The 11049-nt window shown below is 56.8% G+C and carries 10 protein-coding genes; all 10 read right to left on the bottom strand.

Features of this window, described 5'->3' with window-relative positions:
* Positions 1 to 196: 196 nt before the first annotated feature.
* Positions 197 to 1252, bottom strand: coding sequence for a restriction endonuclease (locus MLD04_RS05215; protein ID WP_248156825.1), 1056 nt, complete (start codon positions 1250 to 1252; stop codon positions 197 to 199).
* On the bottom strand, positions 1252 to 2700 hold the full coding sequence (locus MLD04_RS05210; RefSeq protein ID WP_248155472.1) for a restriction endonuclease subunit S: 1449 nt from the start codon (positions 2698 to 2700) through the stop codon (positions 1252 to 1254). The genes MLD04_RS05215 and MLD04_RS05210 overlap by 1 nt, the downstream gene beginning before the upstream one ends.
* Positions 2690 to 4402, bottom strand: coding sequence for a class I SAM-dependent DNA methyltransferase (locus MLD04_RS05205; RefSeq protein WP_248155470.1), 1713 nt, complete (start codon positions 4400 to 4402; stop codon positions 2690 to 2692). The genes MLD04_RS05210 and MLD04_RS05205 overlap by 11 nt, the downstream gene beginning before the upstream one ends.
* 164 nt (positions 4403 to 4566) lie before the next feature.
* Positions 4567 to 4959 (bottom strand): hypothetical protein, encoded by a 393-nt coding sequence (locus MLD04_RS05200; protein ID WP_248155468.1) that lies wholly within the window; start codon positions 4957 to 4959, stop codon positions 4567 to 4569.
* Between the two features lie 185 nt (positions 4960 to 5144).
* Positions 5145 to 6890, bottom strand: a complete 1746-nt coding sequence (locus MLD04_RS05195; RefSeq protein WP_248155466.1) for a DUF927 domain-containing protein — start codon at positions 6888 to 6890, stop codon at positions 5145 to 5147.
* A 137-nt stretch (positions 6891 to 7027) separates the two neighbouring features.
* A complete protein-coding gene (locus MLD04_RS05190) occupies positions 7028 to 8008 on the bottom strand; it encodes a toprim domain-containing protein (protein ID WP_248155464.1) in 981 nt (326 codons plus the stop codon).
* Complete coding sequence (locus MLD04_RS05185; protein WP_248155462.1) at positions 8005 to 8241, bottom strand: helix-turn-helix transcriptional regulator; 237 nt, start codon at positions 8239 to 8241, stop codon at positions 8005 to 8007. The genes MLD04_RS05190 and MLD04_RS05185 overlap by 4 nt, the downstream gene beginning before the upstream one ends.
* 92 nt (positions 8242 to 8333) lie before the next feature.
* Entirely contained in the window at positions 8334 to 9152 is an 819-nt protein-coding gene (locus MLD04_RS05180) for a hypothetical protein (protein WP_248155461.1), read from the bottom strand.
* Between the two features lie 366 nt (positions 9153 to 9518).
* Positions 9519 to 9716 (bottom strand): hypothetical protein, encoded by a 198-nt coding sequence (locus MLD04_RS05175; protein WP_248155459.1) that lies wholly within the window; start codon positions 9714 to 9716, stop codon positions 9519 to 9521.
* 17 nt (positions 9717 to 9733) lie between these two features.
* Complete coding sequence (locus MLD04_RS05170; protein ID WP_248155457.1) at positions 9734 to 10966, bottom strand: tyrosine-type recombinase/integrase; 1233 nt, start codon at positions 10964 to 10966, stop codon at positions 9734 to 9736.
* Between the last annotated feature and the right edge of the window lie 83 nt (positions 10967 to 11049).

The raw sequence follows: 11049 nt of genomic DNA, 5'->3' as shown, positions 1-11049 counted from the left end.
TGGGCTGGAAGCCTGATTATGGGCAAGTGGCGCAACTACCGAGAGATCCTCGGCGGTTGCCGGTTTCGAATCTGCGCATTTGCTCGCTGATCGAACGTTCCGGAAATACCGGAGAGTTCCCGATCCCTTTTGCCTGATTCAGCAATATGCAGTTTGTGCATACTGCTCATCTTTTCCCTCGACAGTAATCCGGGCATCAGTCATCGGCCGCAACCACCGTCCAGACTCGCTTTAGTGGCAGCTGGGCCTTCAGCTCATCGTCCAGCTTGTCGTATACCGCGAACAGCTCATCCAGCAAGTCATCCTGAGACCATAACCGCAGACGGAAGAAGCTGCTGGCCATGTCCTTCTGCACATTCTGTTTGAACCCGCCCCACGCGACAAACAGACCATGGTCGGCGTTGAACTTCGACATGGCTCCCAAGAGCTTGTCCACAGTGGGCCTGTCCACCGTTCCAGTGCCGGACTTCACCTCCACACAGATGGTTTGGCTACCGAAGCCCATCATGCCGTTGGAGGCCAGAATATCGGCGCCGCCGTCTGCACCTTCGGGGCTCTGCCAGATGGTGTAGCCTTGTGCCTTGAGTATGGCACCGACTAATCGGGTTAACTCATGGCCTTTGAACTTCTGCTCAATAAGGCTGACCACCTGTTGCTTGGCCAGGTCTGCCAGATTGAAATCGAAGCCGTCATCATCGGATACATCATCGGCATCGTGGTTAGTGGGCTGGCCGGTATGCTGTATCACTGACTTGGTGTTCTCAGCCTGCCAGCCAGCCTTGTGCATGGCCTGTAGGCGTAGCAATGCGTTGTTGCGCCTGATGCGGCAGATAGTCATGAACGCGCCGAAGCTGTAGAGCAGGTCTTGCCCAAAGTGAGAGCGGGGGATCTCCTGCCCAAACCACTCGACGGATCGCCAGTGGAAGAAGGGATCCGGGCCTTTGGCGTTATGAACGTAGTCCCCTGTTATCTTCCCGACATACACCACAGGCTGTTTTTTGGAGGGGAGCACCACCCAGTCACCGGCTTGCATCGTTTTGACGAACGGCCAGATTTGGCTGCTGTGGTTCTGTAACCGTTTCAGCTTTTCATTCGGGTAAGTCTGCTCAAGGAGTGCCAGAAGGGACTGCCGGTTATCCAGTTTCGACAGATCTTCACCCAGTTCGTCCCAGGTCAGATATATTCGGCCCTCGTCCAAGAACTTCTGCTCAAACTCGCCGTGAGATCCTGCTCGGGTTAGCCAGAGTTCCATCAAGTTACCTCCCGCTCTGCTCTTTGCGGCTCTGCTACAAGTTGATCTATCGTGCTGGGCATGGAGAGCTCACCCGACAGGAGCTTTGGCAATAAAGTGTCCCGTAGCGACTCCAACGAACGGCTCTCTTGTACTTTTTCATTAATAAGAGTGAATAACGGGGTTGCCTGACCTGCGTAAGCATCAATCAGAGCTTTCGAGGGCAACGCGAGCGGATACTCTGGTACTGCGTTCTTTGCTAGATGCAGAACAGTCGTGCCCGTTGTATGTGCCTTCGTGTGATACTGAAACGTATCCGTCTTGGCGAGACCATATAGGTAAGGTTTAAGGGCCAAGTCGACGGGGCGAATTACAGCAACGTCTAGTGATATTACTAGGTGCTCATACCTCTCATCTCCAATGACCATTGCTGGCTTACCAATCACATCGGCAGCTTGAGTTACGTCCGTGTAGGCAATGATTAAATCACCTGCCATCACCTCCTGCTGTGACTTATATTTCCCAGTGTATTCTTTCAGGCCATCAAGCCGGTAGCCGCCTCCCCGGTTAAAGGATTTCAAGGTCACCAAGGCTGTTTGTGAAGGTTCTAGCTCGGCGCTTTTATAGGACTTACCCTTCACGATTTCAGCTATTTCGTTGACCCTGGTTACGCTCCACCCCTCCGGAATCTCCCCCAACTCACTATCCTGCATAGCCGACGGAAACAGCTCGGCGGTGGTGCGGAGCTTGGCGTATTGCTCGGGCTGTTCGGTCTGGAGGCGGGTTAGCTCCGCTTCGCCTTTGCCAGAGATGGCCTGCATGGCGGCGAGCAGGGTGTCTTCCTCGCTGCCGCCGCCTTCCAGTGCGGCGATCTTGGCTTTCACCGGGTCGAAATCGACAAACCAGCTTTTGAAGATGGCTTGGGCCATCTGTTCGAGGGTTTGGTTAATTTGGTGGTTGAGGTGGATTTTGTCGTCGATCTGTCTCAGAAAGCTAGCGGCTTGATTGGCGCTAGCTGGGGAAATATCTGGGACCTGTAACCTCTCGATCAGTGCTCCGCTGATGTTTGGCTGTGCAGACCCATAGGCGGCACCGACAAAGTGTTGATAACCGGCTGGAGAAGAGGTCAGATAGTAAAAGAAATCCTTAGAATACTCACAATGAGCTTTTATCTGTAATCGTCCAACACGCTGATTTATAGCACATTGCGGCTGTTCATGGTTGACTCGAACTACCTTGCCCACATTTGCGCCAGTCATTGCGATCAGTACATCATCTCGTTCGGTCAAGAACTGACCAATCCTAGGGTAAAGGTCGGGCTGAATACACTCGTAAGAGCTAAGATCGACAAAGCCACCGCCTGTGACATTCGCAATCTTGATGACTGGTATGCCCTCGCTTCCAAAGTCTTTGCTCTTGAATGCAAATCCTCCCTGTACTTTGGCAAAGTGACCGAGCTCAGCACTCATAACCCAGCCCCCCAAGATTCCGCTTAATCTCAGCCTCCAGCCGGTCACTCTCCGCAAACTGCTCCCGCAGTTGGATGGTCAGCCGCGCCATCTTTTCAGCAAAGGGCTCTCCATCGTCTTCCTGCTCCTGAGCACCCACATAGCGCCCCGGCGTCAGCACAAAGTCATGCTTCTTGATCTCATCCAGGCTGGCGGATTTGCAGAAGCCGGCGACATCTTCATAACCCTCGCCGCGCTGCCAGGCATGGAAGGTGTCGGCGACCTTGGCGATGTCCTCATTGGTGAAGTCCCGCAGCACCCGATCCCGCATAAAGCCCAGGTTGCGGGCATCGATAAACAGGAACTCTTCCCGGCGGTCGCGCTTTTTCTCGTTGCGCACCATGCCGTTGGCTTTGTCCCGGGTCAGGAACCAGATACAGGCCGGGATCTGGGTGTTGGTGAACAGCTGGCCGGGCAGGGCGACCATGCACTCCACCAGGTCTTCTTCCACCAGGCGCTTGCGGATTTCGCCTTCGTTGTTGGTGTTGGAGCTCATGGAGCCGTTGGCCAGCAGCAGGGCCATGCTGCCGGTGGGTGCCAGGTGGTGGAGCATGTGCTGCATCCAGCCAAAGTTGGCGTTGCCCTTGGGCGGTGTGCCGTATTTCCAGCGCACGTCGTCGGCCAGGGATTCGTTCCACCAGTCTTTGATGTTGAACGGCGGGTTGGCCATCACGAAATCAGCGCGCAGGTCTGGGTGCTGGTCGTCCAGAAAGGTGTCGGCGTTTTTCTTGCCGAAGTTGAAGTCGATGCCCCGGATGGCCATGTTCATGGCGGCCAGCTTCCAGGTGGTGGGGTTGGATTCCTGGCCGTACACGGAGATGTGCTTCTTCTGTTCGGCAGCGTCGTAGTGCTGTTCGCTGGCGTGCTCCTCAATGAACTTGTCGCTGGAAACGAAAAACCCGCCGGAGCCCATGGCCGGGTCGTACACCCGGCCGGAGTAAGGCTGCAGCATTTCGACAATCAGGGTGACGATGCTCTTGGGGGTGTAATACTGGCCGCCCTGCTTGCCTTCGGCCAGGGCGAACTGGCCCAGGAAGTATTCGTACACATGGCCGAGTATGTCCTTGCTGTGCAGGCTCAGTTTCTCGCCCTCGAATACCGGCTTGGTGAAGGAGGTGTCGGAGAAGGTGTTGATCAGGCCCAGCAGCTTGTCGTTGTCCAACTGGTACTGGCTGATGCGGTTGAGGATGCCCCTGAGCTTGGCGTTGCTCTTCTCGATTTCTTCCAGGGCGTTGTCGATCAGCCAGGACACGGAGCGCAGTTTTATGTCGTTACCGGCGTCGTCCTGCCAGAGCACGGTGCCCACGGGCAGCACGGCTTTCTCTTTCAGGGTGCTCCAGCGGGCGGGCTTGGGCACCCAGAACACGTTGGCCTCGCGGTAGTAATCTAATACTTCCAGTTCTTCCAGAAGCGCTTGCTGGTAGTCCTCGTCGCCGTCGTAGTCTTCCGGCGGCAGGTAGTAGATGTCGTCGTTTTCATCCTTGAACCGTTCCAGCAACTCTTCCTGGCGCTCCTCGAAGGCATCGGAGACGTACTTCAGGAAGATCAGGCCCAGCACCACGTGCTTGTAGTTGGCGGCATCCAGGTTGGCGCGGAGCTTGTCGGCGGCTTTCCAGAGCTTGTCGTCCAGGGCTTTGAGGAATTGCTGTTCCGTGTTGTTCATTGCTCGGTTGTTCCCTATGAGAAGTTACTGCTTGGGCTCTCTGATAAAGCGTAAAGGCACGGAGCGACAGGCTGTGTCGGTTCGTGCCTTGGATTGTTCCGGAGTGTAACGGGCAATACCGGGGTGTATTGCTTGCTAACCACTCGATATAGGGTTGTTTTACGTCAGTTGGTGGGGTTAGGCAAGGTTAAGGGGCTTGGGAGTAACTTCGAGCGGTCGTAAGCGGCGTGGTAGTTTTCGCGCAACTGTTGGCCTTCGGGGCAGTATCTATTCCTGGGCGCATGACAGAGCTGGCAGGCCATCAGGTGGTTAATCAGTGCGTCATGGGCAGGCTTCCATGCCTGCATCAGTTCAACGTGTCCGGGGCGGCTCTGGGGCTGCCTGGTGGGCTCTGGTGTATCGTCCGCCAGCGGGTGCCCGTCCGAACGCATCAGCCTGAAGTACGCCAGCAGGTGGGCCCGGCTGGTTGCCCCTTCGGCTATGTCCCGCATATCGTCTGAATCCAGCAGGGCCCGCAAGCTGGCGGGGCTGGCCTGAAGGGTTTGGACAATCTCCATCAGCAGGGCGTCAGGGTTTACCGGCTCCGGGTTTTTGTCTGTGTACCTCGATTTGGTGGGGTTACAGGGGTTACACGGGTTACAGCCTTGTGCCCCAAGGGCTACAGCCGTAACCCCGGTGTTTTCCTTCCGGGTTACAGGGGTTACAGGCTGGCCCAGTTTCCGGGCAATTAGGCTGGCAACACTCATTGCTCGGCATCCCGTGGCAATACGGCATACAGGCGCGTTGATTTACCCCCGGCCCGTCTCAGCTTTGAGCGTTTGCCGGTGTCTTTTTCAACTAGCCAGCCTTCAGCGTCCAAGGTTTCGATTATCCGGCGCTTATCGAACCCCCTGGCGGCCTCCTCCAGCGCGGCGGCGGTGAATAGGAATACCCGGCCTTCGGTTGTGTCCTCCCAGTATCCGGCCCGGCCTTGCCCGCTGGCCTTCACAGGCTCCGGGCTGGTCGGGTGTATCTCGGTAAACCGGCTGTCCCCGTGGGTTTCAATGAAGGCGGTCACGGCTTCCAGTACTTGCCGGGTTTCGGTTTGGCCCTGGCCCCGGTTGTCTTTCCAGCTTTGGAACATATCGGCGGCGGCTTCCAGTGCTACCCCTTCAGGCCATCCGGTTAAGCCGTATTCCGTGGCAATCTCTCCAGCCAGGGCGATCAGGGTAAACGTGCTGGCGGCTCTGGCCTCTACCCCATCACGGGCGCTGAAGGTGTTAGCAGTCGTCAGCAGGTTGTACTGTGCCGCTCTGTCTTCCGTGTCATTCAGCAGGGCTTCAATGAAGGCGGGGCCAGCGTGCCCATAGTCCCGCCCCGAACGCTCTTTAATGGCGCTATTGAAGGCGGCCCCGTTCGGATAGTCGTGCAAGTTGTCGTAGGTGCCGAAGGCGCGGTTGTCTACCTGAAGATCCAGAAGGCGGGCTTCCTGTCCGGCTTTGATACCGGCCCCGGCCTTTTTCATGTGGGTGGCTAACGTGTGCTCCCCGGTCGATAGGGTCACAATCCGCCAGCGTGCCGAAAGCCTGGCCCCGCCAGTGCGCGCGGCCCGTTGCTTGCCCAGTCCGTTTGCCAGGGCGTAAACCGTCTCGCCAATCTCAAAAGCGTTGCTTTCCCCGATTTCATCCAAGGGCAGAAGGGTGTCATTCCGGGCGGCTGCGGTGGCTTCCAGTCCGTTGCCGGTGGCCCGCCAGGTCATCACATAGTCAGGCCCGCCCCATACGCTGGCGGCCATCTGTGCGGCTCCGGTCTTACCCGTGCCAGAACCCCCGACAAGGTGAATCCCTCCGCCCCCGGCGTGCTGCCGTTTGGCTCTCAGCAGTAGCGGCCCGGCAAATGCCGTTGATACCGCCAGAATCAAAACAGGGTTCCCGACACAAAGCCCCGCCAGGCTGTCCCGCCAGCCTTCCAGCGTGCCCGCTGTCTTGTACGTGTCTGCGGCGGCGTGCTCCGACTGAAACCGGATTGCCTGATTGCCGATTGTGTGTGTCGGCAAAACAAAGGCGTCTTCCTCTCGGCTCCATCCGGTGCAGGTGGCGGCGGTTATGTGTTCTTTCGGATAGCGGCCCATCATCCATTGCAGAAACAGGGCCTTTTTTCTCAGGTCATACCGATAGCCGTTTTTCAGCAGTTCTTTTAACAGTTCATCCCCGCCAGCCAACAGGGCCATGGGTGCGGCCCATACCTTCCAGCGGCCTTGCGGGTCTGCGAACTCAAGTAGCATCCCGTGGTTGCTGCCTTGCTCGTCATGGGTCATGGCGCGGGCGTGAATCGGTGCCCCTATCCAGTCGTCTATGTCGGCCTGGCTTTCCTCTCCGGGGTTTTTGATGCCATGCCAGTACAGGCCGGGGCGGTGTTTCTTCCCGTTCAGTTGGAACCAATCATCATGGGTCAGAAAGCATGAACGCTCTATTTCTGGCTCTGCCGGGTTCTCTGGCGGTGCGTCCATGGGTGCCAGCGGGGTAATTGTAACCCCTGTAACCCCGGCCTTTTTTTCGGGGTTACGGCTACAGCCCGCGCCATTACTGGGTGTAACCCCTGTAACCTCTGTAACCCCTGTTTTTTCAGGTGTAGGGCTCTGATCTGTCATTGCTGCCCCCTTTGCCATTGGTGCAGGTCGTTAAAATCGGAAAGGTTCAGGGGTGCGGCTGGCGGCCAGTCCGGCAGGGCAAACCGTGCCCCGGCAGCCAGCGCGGCGGCCCTTGCGGCTGCGGCTCCGGGGTTGCCCGGTGTCTGGCGGTCATCATCTCCGCACACAATCAGGTCAGCGTCAGGCCAGCGGTTGCGGGCTCCGGTTGCTACGGTCTGAAGGTTGCCGCAATCCACGGCAGCGAGTACCAGGGCAGCGGGGTCTATCTCTGCCAGGGTGCAGCCAGTCGAAAAGCCCTCGCAGATCAGCACGCGGGCGGGGTAGTCCGGGCCATCCACCACAATGAAATTTCCGGCCTTCTTTCCGCCAGCCATCAGCCGTTTATTCCCGGCCTCGTCTATGGTTTGCAGGCTCCAGCCCTTGCCGTTGAAGTCCACCAGTAGCAACACCAATTCGCTGCCTTGCTGGCGGGCTCTATGCGGGTCTGTGCCCCTGCTTTGTAGGTAGAGGTGTTGCGGATCTGCTGGTTGGGCGGATTGCCAGCGGCGAACGGCTGCGGCGGCTCTGACTTCCCATTGCCGGGCCTGTTCTTCCTCTCTGACCTGTTTGGCTTCAGCCATGCGGCATTTCAGTGCGCGGCGCTCTGCCGGGGTCATGGTGTCCACGTTCCCGGCTACCCATTTCATTTCAGCCCCGGTTGCCCAGTCTCCGGCGATCACCACAACGGGCAACCCTCTGTCGTGGTAGGCAATCCCCCATAGGTTCTTGCTGCGGGGTTTGCTGGCGGTGCCGGTTCGGACGAACTGGCTATCAGAGTCAGCCAGCAGTGACAGAAATTCATCCACGTTGGCCGGTTCTATGCCGTTTTCCGGCAGGGCGGCCCTTATAGATTCTTGCAGGGCAGAGTATCCGCCAGCGGTGCTATACTGGCGCCGGGTCTGGTGCCTTGCCCCTTCGGGGGCGGGTGCCTTTTTCATGCCTGGCCCCCTTCCATGCGCTCAGCGATCCATGCCCGGATTACCGACTCAGGCCACGCTACGGCGCGGGCTCCTATTTTTACCGGCTTCGGGAAAGTGCCAGTGGCAATCCCATCGTAGATGGAGCTGCGGCTTCGACCGGTGATTTGCTCGACTTCTTTACGGCGTAGCATCCGGTCGATTTGCTGGCGGGCGGTGACTGCGGTTTGTTGGGTTTTCGGTTGTTCGGTCATCTGGATTACCCCTTTGTTCCGTTTAGGTTCGGGGTAATCCTCTAATGACCGGCCGTTGATCGGTGACGGTTGTCAGAATCAAATGACAGTTGTCAGTCTGGCTCGACGAGACTTTCTGCCAGTTCAGGGCAGGCTTTCAGCGCTTCCGCAATGGTCAGGCGGGCGGTGGTTTCGCCGAAGCCGTGCGGAGTGCGGTCGCTGGTGGTGTCACGTAAATGCTCTGTTGCCAGCTTCGCCAGTTGTGAGGCGTTCGGCTTGCTTCCGTTCTTGTAGGCGGGATATTTACCTGAAAGGCCGATAGCCAGGGCGGCAAGGGTTCTCTGCGTACGGCGAAGCACTGTTAGCTCACGATCGCTTTCTGGCTGGCTGCTGGCAGCGGTACTGGTGTCGTAAGTCCGGCATTTTATGCGGCCTTTGTCCGCCAGCATTTCCAAATCATCAGTCCAGCAGAGTAGGTCGGCAATATCTATCTTGGGATGTGTGGCTTCCGTTGGGCGCAATCTACCCTCCCCGCCGCTGTCTAAATCCATATCGACAAAAACATCAACTGCTTCATTGGGCTGAAGGTTAAAAGGTAAGGTTCTGTGGGAGTATCTGTTAGATCTGTCATCGAGTGTGCCCACTTCGAGGGGATACGCTGTCGTTAACTTAGTCACACGTTCGGATACTGGGTGCACCGCTGCTCGTACGGCATCTCTTTCCATAACTGATACGAGCTCTCTTGAAACTTGAAGGTAGAGGTCTCCAACAGTTTCGAGTTCACGCGTGCTCATATTTTCCAGAATGACGAGATCCGGCAGTTGGGCGTAAAGGGGGAGAGCTTCAGTTGCTCCCAGATGCAAAGCATCAAGTAAAGAAAGCTCGTAAGGCGAGCCCTGGAGAAGCTGTGGTAGGTAATAGTACGACTGCATGCCGAATTTCTGTCCTTTTCCAAACTAGCCAATATCGTGTTGCGTCGGGTGTTGCGTGTTTCCCGAAAGTAGCCAAACCATGGAACGCATCTGATGTGGAGGCGCCGGAATGACTTTTCCGAAATGCGAAAAAACCGTGTTAACCCAGTGTTAACCTCTTTCGGCAATGATACCAATAGTTTCCTGTGAGGTTTGCAGAGTGCCTAAAAAGGTGAAGGGGCGCTTTTCTCAGGGCTGGTGTGTTAACCGGCCTGTTAATCCTTTGATGACGGGGTTGGTAACAGAAGCTCCCCAATAGTGGGGCGTATGTAGCGTTCCACTGTTGGGGCGTTGCGCAACACTTCTGCAGTGGGTGTTGCGTGCTCGTCAACTTGCCTTATTTTGTAGTTCAAGGGCTTCGCTTGCTTCTGACACGAGTGATTGTGCTTTCTCTGCCAGTGCGGTAACCAATACTTCGGGGGAGTCCTGTTGCAGCAGCTTTTCTGCGTTGGAGAGGTGCAGAAGGATGGCCTCGGCATCCATCAATTTTGCTCTGATTTCTGCGTTGCTGGTGTTCGTATTCATAACGTCTCCGTGTTATCTCAGTTGGCGGTTTTGTGAATTGGTGTCACGTTGTTGTCAGGTTTCTTCAGGTTGTCCAGGTAGTCGGCCCATTGCTGCATCATGGCCTGGCGTTCAGGTAGCCAGGTTGTCCGGTTGTAGGCTCTGCCGTGCATATCCTTCACTCGGTGGGCCAGCTGCATCTCTACAATCTCGGCTCTGAAGCCCAAACGTTCGGTAAGAACGGTTCGGGCCATGGCTCTGAATCCGTGGGCAGACATGATGCCGTGCAGCTCCAGCCGTGTTAGGGCTGTTCTGACTGCGTTGTTGCTCATGGGTTTGTTCTTGCTATGGCCGCCTGGGAACACCCACTCCCACTTGCCATTAACTTCCCTGATTTGATTCAGCAGCTCGATGGCTTGGCGTGCGAGCGGCACTACCAGTGGCTCTCCGTTTTTGGTGCGCTCAGTTGTCCAGGTGGCGGCTTCCCAGTCGATCTGCTCCCACTTCATGGTGCGAAGCTCTCCAGGCCTTAAAAAAAGCAAGGGTGATAACTTCAAAGCCATGCAGACGGTTGGGGTGCCCCAGTAGGTATCAATTCGCTTCAGGAGGTCGGCAATCTCGTCAGGAGTCACCACGGCTGCGTGGTGTTTTGTTTGCGAAGCCGGCAACAGGCCTTGGAGGTCTGCGGTCATGTCTCGCTGGACTCGGCTTGTGCTCACTGCGTAGCGGAATACCTGACTAATTAAGGTTTTTACCCGGTGGGCTGTTTCTACCCGGCCAGTCTTCGCTACGTCCCGCAATGTCGTCAGGATGTCGGATGGCTCTATCTCGCTGATAGGGCGGCGGCCAAGCTTGGGGAAGGCGTGTTGCTCCAGGCGGCGAACGTTCCGGTTGTAGTGTTCCTCTACCACGGCTTTCTGGTGTACCTCCTTCAGCCATTCGGTTGCCACGGCCTTGAAGGTGTTGGCGGTGGCTTCTACCCGCTTGGTTTTGTGGGTAGCCCTGTGGGTAACGGGGTCGATCCCTTCAGTCAGCAGTTGCTTTGCTTCGTCGCGCTTGGCCCTTGCTTCCTTGAGTGAGGTTTGTGGGTATGCTCCGAGGGTAAGAGTTTTCTCTTTTCCGTCGTAACGGTACCGGAGCCACCACACTTTCGATTCTGGCTTCACCACTAGGGTCAGCCCTCCACCGTCTGCAAGCTTGCGCTGTGCCTTGCCCTCCGTCGTGGCGTTCTTGACTGCAGTGTTGGTTAGCTTGTTGGCCGCTCTGCTCATGGCTGTCCGCTTTAGTTGTGGGTATGGACGCGGGCCAGTGTGGGTAGGCCCGATCTTTACCCACAAATTTACCCACAAAAATA

Source organism: Marinobacter koreensis, from assembly GCF_023156285.1.
Taxonomy (GTDB): Bacteria; Pseudomonadota; Gammaproteobacteria; order Pseudomonadales; family Oleiphilaceae; genus Marinobacter; species Marinobacter koreensis.
This window is presented reverse-complemented; position numbering and strand designations above follow the sequence as displayed.

Bases quoted from the DNA above. Each gene is read 5' to 3' on its own strand.
- MLD04_RS05215 (WP_248156825.1), bottom strand. From the start codon at position 1,252: ATGGAACTCTGGCTAACCCGAGCAGGATCTCACGGCGAGTTTGAGCAG.
- MLD04_RS05210 (WP_248155472.1), bottom strand. From the start codon at position 2,700: ATGAGTGCTGAGCTCGGTCACTTTGCCAAAGTACAGGGAGGATTTGCA.
- MLD04_RS05205 (WP_248155470.1), bottom strand. From the start codon at position 4,402: ATGAACAACACGGAACAGCAATTCCTCAAAGCCCTGGACGACAAGCTC.
- MLD04_RS05200 (WP_248155468.1), bottom strand. From the start codon at position 4,959: ATGGAGATTGTCCAAACCCTTCAGGCCAGCCCCGCCAGCTTGCGGGCC.
- MLD04_RS05195 (WP_248155466.1), bottom strand. From the start codon at position 6,890: ATGGACGCACCGCCAGAGAACCCGGCAGAGCCAGAAATAGAGCGTTCA.
- MLD04_RS05190 (WP_248155464.1), bottom strand. From the start codon at position 8,008: ATGAAAAAGGCACCCGCCCCCGAAGGGGCAAGGCACCAGACCCGGCGC.
- MLD04_RS05185 (WP_248155462.1), bottom strand. From the start codon at position 8,241: ATGACCGAACAACCGAAAACCCAACAAACCGCAGTCACCGCCCGCCAG.
- MLD04_RS05180 (WP_248155461.1), bottom strand. From the start codon at position 9,152: ATGCAGTCGTACTATTACCTACCACAGCTTCTCCAGGGCTCGCCTTAC.
- MLD04_RS05175 (WP_248155459.1), bottom strand. From the start codon at position 9,716: ATGAATACGAACACCAGCAACGCAGAAATCAGAGCAAAATTGATGGAT.
- MLD04_RS05170 (WP_248155457.1), bottom strand. From the start codon at position 10,966: ATGAGCAGAGCGGCCAACAAGCTAACCAACACTGCAGTCAAGAACGCC.